Source organism: Terrirubrum flagellatum (genome assembly GCF_022059845.1).
Taxonomy (GTDB): domain Bacteria; phylum Pseudomonadota; class Alphaproteobacteria; order Rhizobiales; family Beijerinckiaceae; genus Terrirubrum; species Terrirubrum flagellatum.
Genome location: NZ_CP091851.1, coordinates 2,374,000 through 2,391,945, shown reverse-complemented (window position 1 = coordinate 2,391,945; position 17,946 = coordinate 2,374,000). Strand labels below are relative to the sequence as shown.

At 64.5% G+C, this 17,946-nt stretch carries 17 protein-coding genes; 7 read left to right on the top strand and 10 right to left on the bottom strand.

Annotation, left to right across the window (positions count from 1 at the left end):
- A complete protein-coding gene (locus L8F45_RS11540; RefSeq protein ID WP_342363421.1) occupies nt 1-1,278 on the bottom strand; it encodes a DUF445 domain-containing protein in 1,278 nt (425 codons plus the stop codon).
- Between the two features lie 268 nt (nt 1,279-1,546).
- Here L8F45_RS11540 and L8F45_RS11535 point away from each other — a divergent pair, with 268 nt between their 5' ends.
- A complete protein-coding gene (locus L8F45_RS11535; RefSeq protein ID WP_342363015.1) occupies nt 1,547-2,089 on the top strand; it encodes a phasin family protein in 543 nt (180 codons plus the stop codon).
- A gap of 90 nt (nt 2,090-2,179) precedes the next feature.
- Here L8F45_RS11535 and L8F45_RS11530 read toward each other — a convergent pair whose 3' ends face one another.
- The gene (locus L8F45_RS11530) at nt 2,180-2,905 is read right to left on the bottom strand and encodes a pyridoxamine 5'-phosphate oxidase family protein (RefSeq protein ID WP_342363014.1); all 726 of its coding nucleotides are present in this window, start codon (nt 2,903-2,905) and stop codon (nt 2,180-2,182) included.
- A gap of 39 nt (nt 2,906-2,944) precedes the next feature.
- On the opposite strand from L8F45_RS11530, the gene pdxR reads away from it, so the two are divergent.
- Nucleotides 2,945-4,408, top strand: coding sequence for a MocR-like pyridoxine biosynthesis transcription factor PdxR (gene pdxR / locus L8F45_RS11525; RefSeq protein WP_342363013.1), 1,464 nt, complete (start codon nt 2,945-2,947; stop codon nt 4,406-4,408).
- Between the two features lie 9 nt (nt 4,409-4,417).
- Here the strand turns inward: pdxR and L8F45_RS11520 are convergent, their stop codons facing one another.
- The 3 genes from L8F45_RS11520 to L8F45_RS11510 are packed head-to-tail and all read right to left on the bottom strand — an operon-like array spanning nt 4,418 to nt 7,228.
- A complete protein-coding gene (locus L8F45_RS11520) occupies nt 4,418-4,957 on the bottom strand; it encodes a gluconokinase (protein ID WP_342363012.1) in 540 nt (179 codons plus the stop codon).
- A gap of 2 nt (nt 4,958-4,959) precedes the next feature.
- A complete protein-coding gene (gene gnd, locus L8F45_RS11515) occupies nt 4,960-5,940 on the bottom strand; it encodes a phosphogluconate dehydrogenase (NAD(+)-dependent, decarboxylating) (protein WP_342363011.1) in 981 nt (326 codons plus the stop codon).
- 52 nt (nt 5,941-5,992) lie between these two features.
- Entirely contained in the window at nt 5,993-7,228 is a 1,236-nt protein-coding gene (locus tag L8F45_RS11510; protein WP_342363010.1) for a TIGR03862 family flavoprotein, read from the bottom strand.
- A 131-nt stretch (nt 7,229-7,359) separates the two neighbouring features.
- Between L8F45_RS11510 and L8F45_RS11505 the strand changes: the two genes are divergently transcribed.
- Nucleotides 7,360-8,202, top strand: a complete 843-nt coding sequence (locus tag L8F45_RS11505) for a hypothetical protein (RefSeq protein WP_342363009.1) — start codon at nt 7,360-7,362, stop codon at nt 8,200-8,202.
- Nucleotides 8,203-8,331: 129 nt separating this feature from the next.
- Here the strand turns inward: L8F45_RS11505 and L8F45_RS11500 are convergent, their stop codons facing one another.
- The 4 genes from L8F45_RS11500 to L8F45_RS11485 form a co-directional block, all read right to left on the bottom strand.
- Nucleotides 8,332-10,116 (bottom strand): B12-binding domain-containing radical SAM protein, encoded by a 1,785-nt coding sequence (locus L8F45_RS11500; RefSeq protein ID WP_342363008.1) that lies wholly within the window; start codon nt 10,114-10,116, stop codon nt 8,332-8,334.
- A 76-nt stretch (nt 10,117-10,192) separates the two neighbouring features.
- Nucleotides 10,193-11,236 (bottom strand): lysine-2,3-aminomutase-like protein, encoded by a 1,044-nt coding sequence (locus L8F45_RS11495; RefSeq protein ID WP_342363007.1) that lies wholly within the window; start codon nt 11,234-11,236, stop codon nt 10,193-10,195.
- Nucleotides 11,237-11,276: 40 nt separating this feature from the next.
- Nucleotides 11,277-12,290, bottom strand: a complete 1,014-nt coding sequence (locus L8F45_RS11490) for an SDR family oxidoreductase (protein ID WP_342363006.1) — start codon at nt 12,288-12,290, stop codon at nt 11,277-11,279.
- A gap of 26 nt (nt 12,291-12,316) precedes the next feature.
- On the bottom strand, nt 12,317-12,940 hold the full coding sequence (locus L8F45_RS11485) for a class I SAM-dependent methyltransferase (RefSeq protein ID WP_342363005.1): 624 nt from the start codon (nt 12,938-12,940) through the stop codon (nt 12,317-12,319).
- Nucleotides 12,941-13,046: 106 nt separating this feature from the next.
- On the opposite strand from L8F45_RS11485, the gene L8F45_RS11480 reads away from it, so the two are divergent.
- Together L8F45_RS11480 and tcuC are read left to right on the top strand one after the other, a co-directional pair.
- Nucleotides 13,047-13,712, top strand: a complete 666-nt coding sequence (locus tag L8F45_RS11480; RefSeq protein WP_342363004.1) for a TetR/AcrR family transcriptional regulator — start codon at nt 13,047-13,049, stop codon at nt 13,710-13,712.
- Between the two features lie 62 nt (nt 13,713-13,774).
- A complete protein-coding gene (gene tcuC, locus L8F45_RS11475) occupies nt 13,775-15,070 on the top strand; it encodes an MFS transporter (protein ID WP_425329998.1) in 1,296 nt (431 codons plus the stop codon).
- A 10-nt stretch (nt 15,071-15,080) separates the two neighbouring features.
- Here the strand turns inward: tcuC and epmA are convergent, their stop codons facing one another.
- Nucleotides 15,081-16,136, bottom strand: a complete 1,056-nt coding sequence (gene epmA / locus L8F45_RS11470) for an EF-P lysine aminoacylase EpmA (protein WP_342363419.1) — start codon at nt 16,134-16,136, stop codon at nt 15,081-15,083.
- A 96-nt stretch (nt 16,137-16,232) separates the two neighbouring features.
- Between epmA and efp the strand changes: the two genes are divergently transcribed.
- Together efp and L8F45_RS11460 are read left to right on the top strand one after the other, a co-directional pair.
- Entirely contained in the window at nt 16,233-16,802 is a 570-nt protein-coding gene (efp, locus tag L8F45_RS11465) for an elongation factor P (RefSeq protein ID WP_342363003.1), read from the top strand.
- Between the two features lie 289 nt (nt 16,803-17,091).
- Nucleotides 17,092-17,907, top strand: a complete 816-nt coding sequence (locus tag L8F45_RS11460; protein ID WP_342363002.1) for a dienelactone hydrolase family protein — start codon at nt 17,092-17,094, stop codon at nt 17,905-17,907.
- Nucleotides 17,908-17,946: the final 39 nt, after the last annotated feature.

Genomic DNA, 17,946 nt, shown 5'->3' with positions numbered 1-17,946 from the left:
TCAGAGCAACCCCAGCGCCTGTTTCAGCGCGTGCAGCGCGAGTCCTGCAAGCCCGCCGATCAGCATGCCGTTGAAGCGGATATATTGCAGATCACGGCCGATATTCATCTCAATGACACGAGTGAGCTGGCGCATGTCCCAGGACTTCACCTGATCGGCGATGAAGGAAGAGACGCCGCTCTTCTGCCGCTCGATGAAGGATGACAGCGCGACGACGAAGCCCTCGTTCATCTCGCCGCGGATCGTCGGGTCCTCCCGCAATTGCCGGCCGATATCGACGAACAACCGATCAAGCTGGCGGCGGATGATCGATGTTTCGCTCTTCAAATCGCTGTCGATGAAATCTTTCAGGCTCGTCCACAGGCGCCGCGTCAGCGTGCGCAGCTCGGGCCTCGCAAGCAGGTCGCGCTTCAACGCTTCGGCGCGCTCGGCATATTCCGGCGATGTGCGCAGCCGCTCGATGAAATTGCGCACGAAGCCGTCGAACTCGGCGCGCAGCGCGTGGTTCGGGTCCTTCTTCACCTCATCGAGAAAGGCGTAGGATGAGTTCACGATCTTCTTCATGAGATAGGCGTCGGCGCGAAACAGCCGGAACAGCGAAGGCAGTTCATCGCGCACCTTGTCGCGGATCGCCGCGATCGACGCCTCGTCGCCGAGAATGCGATGGATCGCCGTCATCAGCTCATCGAGCAGCAACTGATGCTTGCCGTCCTGCGTGAAGGTCTCAAGCAAATTCGCGGCGAGCGGCGCGAGTTCGAGATCGTCGAGCTGCGCGATGACGCGCTTGGCGACGAAATTGCGCAGGCCGGAATCCTCCATCGCCGCGACCGCCTGCGGCGCGAGCCTGACGACAAAGCCCGTGAGCGCCGCGCTGCGCTTGGGGTCGGCCATCCAGTCCGCGACCATGGCGGCGAAATCGACCTCGCGCAGCTTTCGCTCGACTGTCGCCGGCGCGAGAAAATTCGTCTCGATGAAGCCGCCGAGATTGTCTGCGATCCGCTTCTGGTTTTCGGGAATGATCGCCGTGTGCGGAATGGGAATTCCCATGGGGCGCCGGAAGAGCGCGACGACGGCGTACCAGTCGGCGAGGCCGCCGATGGTCGCGGCTTCCGCGAACGCGCCGAGATAGCCGAAGCCGGGATGCCGCGCCGACAGCCCGTGCGCGAGAATGAGCAGGCCGAACGCGCCGGCGAGACACAGCGTCGCGAGCGCCTTCACGCGCCGAAGGTCGGCGAGCTTTTTTTCATCGGCGCGTGGGTCGGAAATTCGCCCCGCCATATCGGTGTCGATCGAATCGTCGGCCATCGCCCTAATGTGGGGCGCGGAAGGCGTTTGGGCACCTCCGGCGTTACGATCCGCCGCCGGCTAATCGAAGGATTTCCCAAGACGCTGAATCACAAGGCGAAATGACACGCTGTCACACTTATGTTGCACTGCACAAAAAATTCTTGCAATGCGGCGCGGCGAGGTTCATATTCTCGCCAAGCTTCGGGCCGCCTTGGACGAGGCGAGACCCATAGCTCACCCCCGAGGATGGAGACGACAGATGGCTAAGACACCGAAGAATCCCGCCGACATGACTCCCGTCGAGACGATGGCCGAGGCCGTCCAGGACGCGACGCAGGAGACGGTGGCCACGATCGAGACCACCATGAAGTCTTTCACCGAGAAGGCTTTCACCGACAAGTTCGAGATGCCGGAAGCGGCGCGCGAAGCTGCGCTGCGCGTGTCCGGCGCGGCGAAGGAGCGTTTCGCCGATCTCTATGCGAACGCCAACAACGCGACCGTCTCCTATGAGAAGGCTGTGGCCGCTCTCGTGAACTCCGCCGCGTCGTCCGCGCGCAGCATGCTGCAGGCGACTCATGACAACGCGCTCGCGACCTTCGACGCGATCGAGAAGCTCGTCGCCGCGAAGTCGGTCACGGAAGCCTACCAGATCCAGAGCGATTTCGCGCGCGAGTTCGCCAGCGCCAACTGGGCGCGCGTGCAGAACGCGGCCGACACCGTCAAGGCCAACGTCCAGGACGGCGTGAAGATGCTGCAGGACGAGGCCGAGAAGGTCATCGCCTTCACGAAGAAGGCTGCGTAACGCGCTCCTCGCCGCATCTTTTGCAGCGCTTGATTGAAAACCCGGCCGAGAGGCCGGGTTTTATTTTGCGCCGACTTCGAGGACGCGTCTTCACTTTTCGTAGGCGCGTTGCGCTTCGATCAAAGCCTCGTCGAGCCGTCGACCGGCGCGATAGGCGGACAGCGTGTCCGGGCGCGCGATGTCGGGAGAAAGGCGCGGGCAGGGCGCGTCTTCTCCAATCACCGTCTTCACGGGGATGACGCCAGCCCATGCGGGATGCGCGTAATCTTCCTCATCGTCCGCGACGCCTTTCGCTCTGACTTTCGCCGACGCCTCTTCGATGCGCATGCTGATGACAGTCGTGGCTTTTGCTTCCTGCGTCGTCGTCGCGCGCAATTCCCCTGCGCGGCCGGGATAGAAACGGTTCACGACTCCGAGCAGCGCCGCGACCTTTTCTTCGGGATCATCGACGATGCGCGCCACGCCGAAGCACATCGCCGAGCGATAATTGACGGAGTGATTGAAGCCGCAGCGGGCCAGCACGAGCCCGTCGAGATGTGAGACCGTCAAGCAGGCCGAGACGCCAGTCTTGAGCTGGCGGAGCATGCGGCTCGCCGATGAGCCGTGCCAGTAGAGCACATCGTCCTCGCGCCAATGGATCGTCGGCGTGCAGTAGGGCTGCCCGTCGATGCTGTAGGCGACATGGCAGAGCAGTCCTGCGTCAAGGATGGCGTAGACAGCCTCATGATCGTAGGCGCCGCGCTCGTGCAGGCGCTTGACCCGGTTGCGCGGGGTGACGGGGAAGGAGTTCCGCTCCGCGGGAACGCCATCGGACATGGGCTTGCCTTTCTGCCGTGGACGCGGCCTCTATGCGCGATGCCATTGGTTCGAAAAAGGTCCAATCCAGCGCTTGCTTGCCAGACCAATCCGGACTGGTCGGCGCTAATCCCGGTGCTGCCGGCCGACGGCCCGCGCACCGCCGCGCTCTATGCGGCGATCCGCAAGCTCATTGAGTCCGGAGCCGTCTCGCCGCGGAGCAAGCTGCCGACGACGCGCGATCTGGCCAAACGATTGCGCCTGTCGCGCGGCTCTGTTGTCGCTGCGTTCGAGATGCTGATCGCTGATGGCTTCGCGGAGGCGCGCGTCGGCGCTGGCACCTATGTCGCGGCGCAGGTGCCGCTGCTGACGCGCTCTGTGGAGGAGACAAATGCGCCGGTGAAGTTCCCGGCGCCAAAGCCTGGCGCGCTCGGCGTCGCCGTTTCCGACGCCAGGACGCTGACCATTTTTCGCCGCCTGCTGATGCGCCATCTCGCCCAGCCGGGACCGGAGCATTTTCATTATGGCGATCCACGCGGCGGCCTCGTTTTGCGCGAAGCGATTGCGTCTTATCTCCGGACGGCGCGCGGCGTGCGCTGCTCGGCGGCGTCTGTTCTCGTCACAGCCGGCACCGCGCAGGGGCTTGATCTCGTGATCCGCGCCGCGTTGCAGCCCGGCGATGCGATCTGGATCGAAGATCCCTGCTATCCCATGGCGCGCGACGCATTCGCCGGCGCCGGCGTCAGACTGATGGGCGCGGCCGTCGACGCCGAAGGAATGACGCCGGCATATGGCGAGAAGTCGGCGCCGCGGGCGCGCGCCGCCTATGTCACTCCCTCGCATCAATTTCCGCTGGGCGTGACCATGAGCATGGCGCGACGTCTTGCGCTGATCGAGTGGGCGCGGCGGAATCGCGCCTGGATCATCGAAGACGATTACGACAGCGAGTTCCGCTACGCCGGCTCGCCGCTGACTGCGCTGCAGGGCATCGATGATTCCGGCTGCGTCGTCTATCTCGGCACCTTCTCCAAGGTGCTCTTTCCCGGTCTCCGTGTCGGTTACGCCGTCGCGCCAGAGCTGCTGCTGGAAAAGATGATCGCGATCCGCAATCGCGCCATTCGCCATCCGCCCACGCTGGCGGAGGCCGCGTTGGCCGATCTCCTGCGTGAAGGGCATTTCGCGGCGCATCTCAGGCGCGCGCGGCGGCGCACGCAGGCCGCGCGTGATGACCTCGTCGCTGGCTTGAGCGCAAGCGGCGCGCTTGATGTGACGACGCCCGATCAGGGTCTTCATCTCATCGCCAAAGCTCCGCCGGGAATGACGGATGCCGAGATGATGTCGATCGCGGATTCTGTCGGGCTCGGTGCGCGCGCGCTGTCTTCGATGTATCTCTCGCAGGCGCCGCAGCACGGGCTTGTGATCGGATTCTCCGGATTTCCGGGCGCCGAATTTCGCCGTGTCGCGAGCGACTTCAGCGCTCGACTGAAACAACGGGGCAGCCGCGGAAAGACGCGGCGGAAGTAACCGCGCGCTTCAGACGCGCTGCGCCGGCGCTGTATCGCGTTCGAGCATGTTCACCACCGCCTCGACGATCTGCTCTGGCTCCAGTTCCACTGAAATTGACAGCGCGCGCTCGTCGGGCGCAGGCGGCTCGAGCGTGTCGAACTGGCTCTTCAAGAGCGCGGTCGGCATGAAATGATGCTGGCGCGCCGCCATGCGCGCGCCGATCACTTCTATGTCTCCTTTGAGATGCACGAAGCGCACGTCCGTATGTCCGTTGCGCAACCTGTCGCGATAGGCGCGCTTCAGCGCCGAGCAGGTGACGACGCCATGCCCGCCGGCTTTCCGATGAGCGTCGATCCAGTCCGCGATGGCGGCGAGCCACGGCCAGCGATCGGCGTCCGTGAGCGGCTGTCCCGCCGTCATCTTCGCGATATTTGCGGCGGGATGGAAGCTGTCGGCGTCGCGAAATTCCCAACCTAGTCGCTGCGCCAGAAGCTCGCCAACCGTGGTCTTTCCCGATCCCGCGACGCCCATCACGACGATCGCAGGCGGCAACAGATGATCGGCCATGATCAGGATTTCTTCGGTTCGAGATGCCCGCCGAAACCCTTGCGCATGGCGGAGAGGATTTTCTCGGCGAAGGTGTGATCCTGACGCGAACGGAAGCGCGTGGTCAGCGCGGCGTAGAGCACGTCGGCCGGCACGGCTTCCTCGATCGCCGCCTGAATCGTCCAGCGCCCTTCGCCGGAATCATCGACATGGCCGGAATAACTGCCGAGATCGCCTTCCTGCGCCAGAGCCGACGCGGTGAGATCGAGCAGCCATGACGTCACGACGCTGCCCCGACGCCAGACTTCGGCGATGTCGGCGACATCGAAATCGAAGCGATGCTCTTCCGGCAGCGCCTGCGAATTCGCGTTCTTCAGAATGTCGAAGCCTTCGGCGAAGGCCTGCATCATGCCGTATTCGATGCCGTTATGGATCATCTTGACGAAATGGCCGGCGCCGCTTGGGCCGGCATGGAGATAGCCCTTCTCGACGCGCGCATCGCGCCCGTCGCGCGCGGGCGTGCGCGGAATGTCGCCGGCGCCCGGCGCGAGCGCCGCGAAGATCGGATCGAGACGCTTCACGACGTCAGTGTCGCCGCCGATCATCAGACAATAGCCACGATCGAGGCCCCACACGCCGCCTGACGTGCCGACATCGAGATAATGCAGGCCTTTCGCGCGCAGCTCCTGCGCGCGCCGCACATCGTCTTTCCAGAAGCTGTTGCCGCCATCGATGACGACGTCGTCCTTCGACAGCATGCCGGCGAGCGCGCCGACCTGATGTTCCGTGACGGCGCCGGCGGGCAGCATGATCCACACCGTGCGCGGGCCCGAGAGCTTCGAGACGAGATCCTCGACCGACGCGGCGTTGATTGCGCCTTCGGCGGCGAGCGCCGCGCCGGGCTTGGGATCGCGATCGTAGACGACGCAGGAGTGGCCGGCCTTCATCACGCGCCGCACGATGTTGGCGCCCATGCGGCCGAGCCCGATCATTCCCAACTGCATGAATCTCTCCGAGGGCTTTCCGGCGGTCTTGTGGGCGCAACCGTTGGCCGGATCAAGGCCGCCCGAGCCAAGCGAGAGCGCCTTTGGCCGCCGCGATCCCGCTGGCGAAGCAGGCCTGCAGGAGATAGCCGCCGGTCGGCGCCTCCCAGTCCAGCATTTCGCCGGCTGCGAAAACGCCGGGCCGCGCCTTCAGCATGAAATCGGCGTCAAGCTCGTCGAGCGCGACGCCGCCGGCGCTCGAAATGGCGCGCGCCAGCCCCTGCATGGCGCGGGCCCTGATCGGAACATCCTTGATCAGGGCGGTCAGCGCGCGCGCGTCCGTGGGCGGCGCATTGCCGGTCGCCTCGCGCACCAGATGGATCGCCACCGGCGACAATCCGGCGCCGCGCTTCAATTTCGTTGACAGGGAATCCTTCGCGCGGTTGGCGGCGAGTCGTTCGCGGAGTTCGGCCTGGCTGAGATCAGGCCTGAGATCGATGCGCAGGACCGTGTCGCGGCCGGCGGCGAGGGAGTCGCGGGTATGCGGCGAAAGCGGATAGACAGCTCCTCCCTCGAGTCCCGTCGCGGTGATGACGATCTCGCCCGGCGCGCGGATGGAGCCGAGCCGCAGCACGATCCGTTTCAATGGCGTTCCCGCGAACCGCGTTGCGAACAGCGGGCTCCAGTCGCAGACCACGCCCATATTGGCGGGCCTGAACGGCGCGATGGCGACGCCCGCTTTTTCAAGCGCGGCGGTCCATCCGCCGTCTGAGCCCAGCCGCGGCCAGCTCGCGCCGCCGCAGGCGAGGATCACGGCGTCCGCGCGCATCGCTTCCGGAGGTTGCCCAGTGCTTGAGATCAGGAGCGAGCCGTCCGGGGAAAAGCCCCGCCACTCGCTCCGCGTCTCGATGCGGACGCCGAGCGCGCCCAGCCGCGCCAGCCACGCGCGCAGCAGCGGCGAGGCCTTCATTGCAAGCGGGAAGATTCGGCCGCTTGAACCAACGAAAGTTCCCTGTCCAAGACCTTCGGCCCAGCCGCGCAGAGCCGCCGAGGGAAAGGAGGCGACGGCGCCCCTGATCAGCGCCGCATCGCCGTAACGTGCAAGAAAATCGCCGAGCGGTTCGGAATGGGTGAGATTCAGTCCGCCGCGGCCGGCCATGAGGAATTTCCGCGCGACGGACGGCATGCGCTCATGGACGATGACGCTGACCCCTGCCGCGGCGAGGGTTTCGGCTGCGATCAGGCCGGCGGGCCCGGCGCCGATGATGTGAATGGTGGCGGTCAAGGCGAGATGTGTGTTGAGGCGCACGGCGCGTGGATGCGATATGGTGCGCCATGGCGGGCGCGCAGCCCCGTGTAAAGCGGGCGGCGTCGGCGAGACCGTTCGGTCGGGGTCGCGGCCGGGGCAATGCGCGCAAGGCAGAGGACTGGGAGAGAATCGTGGCCGAGGTAAGCCGGATCAGCGAGGAGTTTTTCAGGCCGTCGGAGTTTGCGCTCTTCAAGCGCACGGCGCGCTTGTTCAAGGTCTATATCGCGGTCCGCCGCATCAACAAGAAGAGCCTCGAATATATCGGCGCCAAGGGCTATCAGCCCAAGCTGATCGACTGCAAGGCGAAGAGCGCGAAGAACGACGTGACGGTCGAAGGCAAGCGCTATAGCACCGCGGGGCTGGTGGTCGATTGCGACCTGCTCAAGGCGCATCTGCCCGAGATTTTCGGCGCGGGGAAGATCAAGAAGGCGCAGGAAGCGTGGACCGATTTTGTCGGCTCCGGCCGCATCGCGCCCTTGTCTTTCTATGGGGCGGACGGAAAGGCGCCGATCTCCTATAATCACGGCTTCAGCTATTTCACCGAGCTCGACAAGAACAACAAGCATTACGGCTGCATCCGCCATTCGCCGAGCGGCCAGACGCGCGGCGGCAAATACGTGCATGCCGATTATGATCTTTATGCCGTCGTCCCCGCCGATGATCCCAGCGCCAACGTCTTCGTGCGCGAGGAGCGGTTAGGCCAGCCTCATTCGCGCTCGCCCCAGCAGATGGATGTTCAGAACTACATCACCGCGCAGGTCGCCGGCCTCGTCAATCACGGCGAGCAGGACACCTTCAAGCGCGATCTCGATGATGAACTCGACGTCTTCTATCCAGACGGCGAGACGGTGAAGGCCGTACTGGGCGAAGGCGAGATCGCGACGCTCTATGAAGACGTCTTCAGCGGCCGCAAGATGCGTTCGGCGAAAGGCGATCCGCGCAACAACGTCGTTTCGCAGTGGGACAGCATTTAGAGCGACGTGCGGAAAAACGGGAACCGATTTTCCGCGAAAAACGTTGCGATAGCAAAACATAGAGCGGCGCTGAATGCGCGCCGCTCTAGGCGACTCCGGGCGTTCGCGGAGAGAGCGCCGCCGAAATCGCTACGCCGCAGCCGTCTGGCCCTGCGTGAGGCGCGCCACCTTGCGCGCATGCTCGACGGCGTGCTTCGCCGATTCATTGTGCGTGAAGAGATCGAGATTCTCCTCCTCATCGGCCGTCGGTGGGGTCAGCGCCGCGTCGGTGAAGGCGAAGCGGTCCGGATCACGCTTGATCAGATAACGCGTCCATTCGAGCGATAGCCACCCGCCGATCAGCATGCCCTGTGTGACGAGCGTGTCGCGAATGCGCTTGAAATAGAAGGGAATGGCGGATTCGATGGGCAGGCCCGGCCTGCGGTCGCGCCGATGTTTCAAGCGAATGACGCCGCCTTGCAGCGGATGCACCTTTTCCGCTGCGACGCAGATGGCGAAGAAGAACAGCACCGCCGCGAGACGCGACAGACTCATGTCGAAGGTCGCCGCGCGCTTCATGATCGTCTTCATGTGGTCGCGCGTGTAGTAGGCGTCCCACGCCGCGCGATAGACGCCCTCCCACTGCGCATGGCTCATTTTCTCATGCGCGGTGACGACATGTTCGAGGTCGTACTTGTTCATATCGGGGTCCATGGCGACGCCTTTGGCGTCGAGGACCTTGTGATCCTCTGATCCCGGTAGCGGCGTCAGGCAGAAGAATTCGAGAATGTCGAGCGGCAACTCGCGCTTGATAATTTCGATATCCTCGCGAATTGATTCAGGCGTGTCAGCGGGAAAGCCCAGGATATAGCCGCAATAAGTGATCACCTTCGCCTTTTTCCATGCAAGCAGCATGGCGCGATATTCGGTGATCTTGTTCTGCCTTTTCTTCGCGGCCATGAGATTGTTGGGGTTGATGTTCTCAAGCCCGATGAAGACGCGCGTCACGCCTGCCCGCGCTGATTTCTCGATGAAATCAGGCAGCTTGTGGCAGAGCGTGTCGACCTGGATGATCAGCTTGAGTTTGAGCCCGTCGCGCTCGCGCAGCAGGATGATGCGGTCGAGAATGATCTCCCAATCCTTGTTGCGGGCGAAATTATCGTCGGTGATGACGAAATGGCGGATGCCCTGCGCCCAGTTAAGGCGGATCAGCGCCTCGACGTCGTCCGGCGTTCGCCGCCGCGACTTGCGCCCCTGCACATTGATGATGGTGCAGAAGGAGCACTGGAACGGGCAGCCGCGGCCGGCGTCGAAGCTGGTGTGATGCCCGACCGTGCGCCGGACATATTTCGCCGGCAGCACCGGCGGCGGCATCGCCTCGATGCCGGGGAGGTCGCTGAGGAAATTATAGATCGGCTTCAATGATCCCGCGGCCGCGTCGCGCAGGAGATCGTCGACCCGACCCTCGAGTTCGCCCGCAAAGAGCGAGCAGCCCATATCGAGCGCGGCCTGCAAATCAGCCTGCATGTTCGGCAGCATCGACAGGCAGCCCGAGACATGGAAGCCGCCGATGACCACGGGGACGCCGGCGGCGCGCAGCGGCCGCGCGATGTCGAGCGCGCGCGGAAACTGGTTCGACTGCACGCCGACAAGGCCGATCATGCCAAACCCGCCATTGCGCCTGAATTCCGCGATGACGCGCTCCGGCCTGACGCGTGTGTTGCATTCATCGACGGCGCTGATGTCGATCTCGACGTCGGGGCCGAGCACGCGTCTTTCGGCTGCGTCGTCGCACAGGCTGTAGAGCACCGCGAGTGAATTGGAGGGGATGGCCGAGCGCCACCATTGCACGACATAGCCGTCATCGTCGTAATGGGACGGCTTGATCAGCAGCAATTGAAAACGACGCACCGGCGTCGCAACCGGCGCCAACATGCAAACATCCCCAATCCAATGAGGAAAGGTCGCACGGGTCGAGAGTCTTGGAAAGTCCTAAAAGCGGGCGCTTCCGTCAGCGTTGAACCGGCGGATAGGCGTGCGCCGCTCCGCGATAGTCGCTAACCGATGCGCCGTCCTGTGCGAGATAGTTCGGGCCGATCGGCGATTTGCCGTGACCGCCGGGGATGTCGATCACATAGGTCGGCTGCGCGAGCCCGGACAGGCGGCCGCGCAAAGCGTGCATTAATTCCTGCCCACGCTCGATCGCGATGCGGAAATGGCTCGTGCCCGGCGCGAGATCGGGATGATGCAAATAATAAGGCTTCACCCGGTTCGCGAGGAAAGCGCGCATCAGGCCGCCGAGCGTCTCCGCATCATCGTTGACGCCGGCGAGCAGCACGCTCTGGCTCACGAGCGAGATTCCGGCGTTTGCGAGCCGCGCAAGGGCGGCTTTCGCATCCTCTGTGAATTCTCTGGGATGATTGGCGTGGACGCCAACAAAGACAGCTTTCTCAGATGAGCGGATCGCGTCGACGAATTGCACCGTGACGCGCTTGGGATCGACGAAAGGCACGCGCGTATGCCAGCGAATGATCTGCACATGCGGGATCGCGGCGAGCGCGTCGGTCAGCTCCTTCGCGCGGCGGGGCGACAGCATGAAGGGATCGCCGCCGGTGAGGATCACTTCGAAGGTATCAGGCCGCGCCGCGATATAGGCGAGGGCTGCGGCGAGTTCTGCGGCGTTCAGCGCGCCGTCGCCGTCAGGCCCCACCATCTCGCGCCGGAAGCAGAAGCGGCAATAGACCGGGCAGGCATGCACGATCTTGAGCAGCGCGCGGTCGGGATAGCGATGGACGACGCCCTTCACCGGACTGTGCGCATGATCGCCGATGGGGTCGGCGGATTCTTCGGGCAGCGAAGTCAGTTCGCGGATGTCGGGAATGAACTGCTTCGCAATGGGATCATTGGCCGCGCCGCGCGCGATCAGCGCCGCAACCCCGGGCGTGACCGCGACGGCGTAACGCGCGGCCACGCGCGCGACGTCGGCGCGCGCCGAGGCCGGAATGAGTCCGGCATGAGCGAGATCGTCAGCGGTGCGGAGGGGGCGGGAAGACATTGGCCGCGGCGATAGAACGCCTGCGCGCCCGCGGCAATCCTTATGTCCGTGCGGTCAGCAGGCTTTCGGCGCAATCGACGATCGTCTCGACCGCCGGACGTGGCGTGAAGCCGAGCACCCGCCGCGCCTTCTCCGTCGTCAGTTCGAATTTCCGCCCCAGCAGCGGCGCCAGCGCGCGGAATTGCGGCATGAAGGGCAGCAGCGCCCGCACGACGATGTCAGGCAGGGCGCGCGTCGGCGCCTTTTGTCCGCGCGCGCCGAGACGCGAACGCAAGGTCAGCGCCATGTCGCGCATCCACATGAAGTCGCCGGCGGCGATGAAGCGCTGGCCGGCCGCCGCGGGCGACGTCATGGCGCGGATATGGAGATCGGCGAGATCGCGCGCATCGACGATCCAGAAGCCGAGCCTCGGGACAAAGGCGGGACGCCCGCCAAGCAGCCGCTGGATGATCTGAACCGAGCCGAGATTGTCGCGCGAGAGGAGAGGGCCGAATACGGCGCCCGGCAGGATGGTCGTCAGTTCAAACGCGCCCGCTGCGCGCTGTGCGAAATCCCAAGCGGCTTGCTCGGCGAGAATTTTCGAGACGCGATAGGCGTCGAACTGCGGATCATCAGGGTCGGCCCACATCGTCTCGTCACTGATGACGTGAGATGACAGGGGAGGGCGCGCGGTCGCAGCGGCCGACGTCATCACGACGCGCTTCACGCTGGCGTTCATCGCCGCATGCAGCACGCGTAAGGTTCCGCCGCGCGCCGGCGCGACGAAGGCGTCGTGATCGTTCGATGCGCCGCCGCCGAGAGGCGATGCGACATGCAGGACATAGTCGCATGCCGCCATCGCCTTGGCCCAACCTTCGTCATGCAGGAGATCGGCGACGAAGAAAGAGAGATTGTCGGTCGCTGCGCCGCCAGACGCGATCGCCGCGCGAATGGCGCTTTCTTTCGCAGCGTTTCTGATCGTCGTGCGCACGCGATAGCCGCGTTTGAGAAGCTCGACGATGCACCAGCCCGCGACGAATCCGCCGCCGCCGGTGACGAGAACAGTTTCACTCATTTTCATTTCCTGTTGCGCAACAGCGCTTATTCGCCGTACGCGACAGAAGCGCGCCGCAAAATGTCGAAGGGCTGTCGGCGAGAAATGCGATAGACCGAGGCCGGAGGAAGATTTCGCCAGGCGCCGCCAATGCGCGTCGCCTGCAATCCGAGACGATCGAGAATTGGCCGCGGCACAGGACATCGCGGCCCGTATGTGAATTGATAAAAGGCGGCCCCTGTTCTCATCACCGCGAAGGCGCCTGACAGGATCGCCATCACCTTGCGCGGCGGCATCGACAGAAGAGGCAGGCCGCTGACGACCGCTGCGACAGGGGCGCCCGCATAGAGATCGTAAGCGCCGATCCGCGCCGCATCGAGCCACAACACCCGCGCCTGCGGAAACCGGTGCTGCAGCATGCGCGCGAAGTCGGAGCCGTGCTCAACGAGCGTGAGATCGCTTTCGCGAACGCCACGGGCGAGCAGCGCGCGCGTGAAGACGCCCGTTCCGGTGCCGAGCTCCAGCACTGGTCCGTCATCACGGGCGATTTCGCATGTGATCAGCCGGGCCAGCGCTTCGCCCGATGGCGCGACCGCGGCCACGCGCAGCGGGTCGGCGATCCATGAGCGGAAGAAGCTGAAATGGTCGGAATAGGCGCAGGCCGCGGTCACGCGAGTCTCCTGTGGCGAGGGCGCGCCTGGGCTCCCGGCCCGCATTGCGCGTTATATCTACAGCCGTATACTTGTTCCCAGAGGCAGAGTCTACAGGTGTATAATTATGACCCGCGCCCCCAAACCGAAGACCCCGCGGCCGCGCAATGCGACAGCGACCCGCGAGGCGATTCTGGCCTCCGCTCGCCGCGCCTTCGCCCGCGCCGGCTATGACGGCGCCGGCGTGCGCGAGATCGCGGCCGGCGCCGGCGTCACCGCCATGCTGGTCAACCGCTATTTCGGCTCAAAGGAACAACTCTTCGCGGAGGCGATCTCGGCCGCCAACGCGCAGCCGATCATTCTCACCGCGGCCAATCTGAAGTCCGGGGACCTCGCCGCAACGATTGCGGAAAAGCTCGTTGAGATCACGAAGTCGGGCGACACGCCGCTCGACGGCTTCCTGATCATGCTGCACTCGGCCTCCAGCAAGCGCGCGGCGGAACTCGGACGCGAGGAGATCGAGAAGGGCCACCAGAAGACCATGGCGGGCGCACTGGCGGGCGATCTCGCGCCGCAGCGCGCGGCGTTGATCCTGTCGATCGTCGCGGGCTTTCAGGTGATGCGGCAGATGATTGGCCTGTCGGCTCTGGCCGACGCGCGCCCCGAAGATTTGACCGCGCTTCTGACGCCGCTGTTTCGCAGCCTGATTGATGCAAAGGCTGGCGGCGAGCCGTCTGGCGCCGCAACAAAGAGCCGCCGGTCATCAGCGGGTCGTCGCGCCGCGACGACATGACAGGAGACGACGGGGCTTCTTTGCGCCTAGGATCGATCCAACGGACCTAAAATGGGGAGGCGATGATGGCGGGCGACATTCAGGCGACGAGCTCCAGGGTGAAGACAGTGTTCCGCGTCACCGGCGGAAACTTCCTGGAGATGTTCGATTTCTTCCTCTTCGGCTTCTACGCCACCTACATCTCGAAGGCGTTCTTCCCGACGGGCAACGAATACGCCTCGCTGATGCTCACTTTCATGACCTTCGGCGCGGGCTTCCTTATGCGGCCGCTTGGCGCGATCTTCCTCGGCGCCTATGTCGATCGCATCGGCCGCCGGCAGGGCCTGATCGTCACGCTCGGCATCATGGCGCTTGGCACGATCCTGATCGCCTTCGTGCCGGACTATCAGACCATCGGTTTGCTTGCGCCGGCGCTGGTGCTGATCGGCCGCCTGCTGCAGGGCTTTTCCGCCGGCGTCGAACTCGGCGGCGTGTCGGTCTATCTCTCGGAGATGGCCCCTCCCGGCCAGAAGGGTTTTTACGTCGCCTGGCAGTCGGGCAGCCAGCAGGTCGCGATCATGTTCGCGGCGATCATCGGCTACGTCCTGAACCAGACGCTCGCGCCCGCCGACATCCAGGCCTGGGGCTGGCGCGTTCCCTTTTTCATCGGCTGCATGATCGTGCCGTTCCTGTTCTATATCAGGCGCTCGCTCGAGGAGACGCAGGCCTTCCTGCATCGCAAGGAACGGCCGACCGGAGCGCAGATTTTCCAGTCGCTGGCGAAAAACTGGGAAATCGTGCTGCTCGGCATGCTGCTCGTCGGCATGACTACGATCTCGTTTTACACAATCACGGTCTACACCCCGACCTTCGGCAAGACCGTGCTGAAATTCTCGGAGAAGGACAGTCTCATCGCGACCTTCTGCGTCGCGTTGTCGAACCTGTTCTGGCTGCCGGTGATGGGTTCTTTGTCGGACCGCATCGGCCGCAAGCCGATCCTGATCCTGTTTTCGGCGCTGGCGCTTGTCACCGCCTATCCCGCGCTGACATGGCTGGTCACCGGCCCGACCTTCGGCAAGATGCTGATCGTGCTGCTGTGGCTGTCCTTCCTCTATGGCAGCTACAACGGCGCCATGGTCGTGGCTCTAACCGAGATCGTGCCGCAGGCGGTGCGCACGTCAGGCTTCTCGCTGGCCTATTCCCTGGCGACGGCGCTGCTCGGCGGCTTCACGCCTTTGGTCTCGACCTGGTTGATCGAAGTCACCGGTGACAAGGCCGCGCCGGGCATCTGGATGGCCATCGGCGGCGCTTGCGGCCTTGCGGCGACCTTGCTCGTTTATCGCCGCAGCGTCGCGCCATCAGGCGTCGCGGCTGCGTAGACGGTCGGGATTACTCCGCGCGGGGAACGGGCGCCCAGAGCACGTCCTCGATGCGCTGTGCGCCGGTCGCGAGCATGACGAGCCTGTCGAAGCCGAGCGCAGCGCCGCTGGCCTCCGGCATATGCGCAAGTGCGGCGAGGAAGTCCTCGTCGAGCGGATAGTCTTCGCCGTGGATGCGCCGCTTCTCCGCCATCTCATGCTCGAAGCGGCGGCGCTGCTCGACAGGATCGGTGAGCTCGCCGAACGCATTCGCAAGCTCGACGCCGCAGGCGTAAAGCTCGAAACGCTCCGACACGCGCGCATCGCCAGGCTTCCGTCGCGCCAGCGCGGCTTCGGCGGCGGGATATTCGCAGAGAATGGTGGCTCGCCTTTCGCCGAGCCGCGGTTCGACCTTCGCCACCAGCACGCCTGAGAAGAGATCAGACCATGTGTCATCGTCGGCGACGCGCAGGCCGAGCGCTTTCGCCTGCGCCGCAAGCGTGTCGCGATCGGTCTCGCCATTCGCGTCGATGCTGGCGAAAAGATCGATCCCGGCGAACGATGAAAACGCTTCGGCGAGCGTGATGCGCTCGGGCGCGAGAGCGGGATCGATGGAGCGGCCGCGCCATGACAGGCGATCAACGCCCGCCGTCTCCGCCGCGAGCTCAAGCAGCGCGCCGCAATCTTTCATGAGCGCGTCGTAGGTTTCGCCCGCGCGATACCATTCAAGCATCGTGAATTCAGGGTGATGCAGCGGCCCGCGCTCGCGATTGCGGAACACATGGCTGAAGGTGAACAGCCGCTGCTCGCCCGCCGCCAGCAGCTTCTTGCAGACGAATTCCGGCGAAGTGTGGAGATGGAGCGGCGTCCTCTCGCCGGCCATGCCGATCGCTTCCGTCGAGAAGGCGTGCAGATGGGTCTCGTTTCCCGGCGAGATCTGGAGTTGGCAGGGATCGACCTCGACGAAATCCCGATCCCGCCGGGCGAACCAGTCCCGGATCGCCGTCTGGATGCGGTTGCGGGCGAGAAGCCGGGGGCGGCGGTCGGCGTGGGCGGCCGGGTCCCAGAACGGAGCGGGTGAGGGCAGGGCGCGGGCCTTTCCTTCGCGGGCGGATCGTGGCAGGAGGCGCGCGGATTTAAAGGGCCCGCCGCGCGCCGGGCCTCTTACAGCAGGAACATTCCAGTGGCGAAGGTCATCGCAAGCTCGGTCCGCAAGGGCAACATTCTCGATGTCGACGGTCAGCTCTACGCGGTGATCACCGCCGAAAGCTTCTTCCCGGGCAAGGGCACGCCGACGACCCAGATCGACATGCGCCGCATCTCCGACGGCGTGAAGACCTCGCAGCGTTACAAGACGACCGAGCAGGTCGAGCGCGCCTTCGTCGAGGATATCGACCATTCCTATCTCTACCAGGATGGCGAGAACTACGTTTTCATGAACCCGGAGAGCTTCGATCAGGTCACCGTCATGGCGGACGTGGTCGGCGATCAGGCGCCCTATCTCCAGGAAGGCATGGTCGTGATGCTCTCGATGCACGAGGGTAACGCGGTCGCGATCCAGCTTCCCCAGCGCGTGACGCTCGAAGTGACGGAAACCGAGCCGGTGACCAAGGGGCAAACGGCGTCCTCCTCCTACAAGCCGGCCATCCTCTCGAACGGCGTGCGCACCACGGTGCCGCCGCATATCAGCACGGGCACGCGCATCGTCGTGCAAACGGCCGACGGCTCCTATGTCGAGCGCGCCAAGGACTAGGGCCTGTTGACAGTTATGATTTGGAGCGTGGTGTGAGAGCCAATCGTCCAGCTTCAGGAGCGCGATCGCCGAAAGGGTTATCCCCTTTCAAGATCGCGCGACGCCGAGATGGGCGATTGGCGCCCCTTCGGCGCGGCGGATTTCGGCTCTGAATGCGTTGAAAAGCCCTTGTGGCGGAGAACGCCACGGCGGTCTTTTCGCCTGTTCAGCGCCAAAATCCGCATCGCGCCACGCCCAAATTCTAACTGTCAACAGGCCCTAAGCTCCAGCCGCACGATCAGCTCGGCATGTGAAAACTGCGGGCGGAATAAACGGACGTGGGATCGCCGCGACGTTCGCGGCGCTTCTGGGCGTTACGATCTGCGGCTTCTTCGTGCCGATCCGGACGCCGGCGCCGCTCACATTCGACGCATCGAATGTCGGCGGGCTTAACAGCAATCTGGCCGCAGAATATTTCAAGCCGGACGGGACAGGACCGTTTCCCGCTGTGGTCGTCATGCATGGTTGCAACGGCATGTCGCCCAACATGCGGCGATGGGCGCGTCGCTTCGTGCAATGGGGCTACGCCGCGATCGCAGTCGACAGCTTCAGGCCGCGCGGGTTCGAGAATGTCTGCGATCGCGCCGAACGCGTGTCGCCACGCTTGCGCGCGCAGGATGCTTTCGCGGCCGCGCGTTATCTCCGCAGCCTGCCCGAAATCGATGGATCGAAGATCGCCATCGTCGGATTTTCACATGGCGGATCCGCAACGCTCGCCGCCTCCACGCAAGCGGCGGCCGCGCTCGCCGGCGACAAGCCCTTCGCCGCGGCTGTCGCTTTCTATCCCTGGTGCGGCGGCGGCGCGCCGCTTGCGAGCGATACGCTGGTCCTGATCGGCGACGCCGACGACTGGACGCCTTCGTCGCGCTGCGAGGCGTTATCGGCGACGTGGAATCCGGCTGACGGTTCGTTCCGCGTGAAAATCTATCCTGGCGTGAAGCACGCCTTCGACGTGGCTGCGCCCGGACGCGTCTATTACGGCCATCAACTCGTACATGATCCTGCTGCGACATCAGATGCTATCGACGAAACCCAACGATTTCTGAGCGCCCGTTTCGGGCTCTGACGCAGCGCGCCGCGCTTCATGCGCCGCATCTCGGCGTGA

Coding starts and splice junctions, on each gene's coding strand:
- L8F45_RS11500 (WP_342363008.1), bottom strand. CDS start 10,116: ATGTTGGCGCCGGTTGCGACGCCGGTGCGTCGTTTTCAATTGCTGCTG.
- pdxR (WP_342363013.1), top strand. CDS start 2,945: ATGCCATTGGTTCGAAAAAGGTCCAATCCAGCGCTTGCTTGCCAGACC.
- L8F45_RS11480 (WP_342363004.1), top strand. CDS start 13,047: ATGACCCGCGCCCCCAAACCGAAGACCCCGCGGCCGCGCAATGCGACA.
- L8F45_RS11535 (WP_342363015.1), top strand. CDS start 1,547: ATGGCTAAGACACCGAAGAATCCCGCCGACATGACTCCCGTCGAGACG.
- L8F45_RS11540 (WP_342363421.1), bottom strand. CDS start 1,278: ATGGCGGGGCGAATTTCCGACCCACGCGCCGATGAAAAAAAGCTCGCC.
- L8F45_RS11490 (WP_342363006.1), bottom strand. CDS start 12,290: ATGAGTGAAACTGTTCTCGTCACCGGCGGCGGCGGATTCGTCGCGGGC.
- gnd (WP_342363011.1), bottom strand. CDS start 5,940: ATGCAGTTGGGAATGATCGGGCTCGGCCGCATGGGCGCCAACATCGTG.
- L8F45_RS11520 (WP_342363012.1), bottom strand. CDS start 4,957: ATGGCCGATCATCTGTTGCCGCCTGCGATCGTCGTGATGGGCGTCGCG.
- tcuC (WP_425329998.1), top strand. CDS start 13,775: ATGATGGCGGGCGACATTCAGGCGACGAGCTCCAGGGTGAAGACAGTG.
- L8F45_RS11495 (WP_342363007.1), bottom strand. CDS start 11,236: ATGTCTTCCCGCCCCCTCCGCACCGCTGACGATCTCGCTCATGCCGGA.
- L8F45_RS11530 (WP_342363014.1), bottom strand. CDS start 2,905: ATGTCCGATGGCGTTCCCGCGGAGCGGAACTCCTTCCCCGTCACCCCG.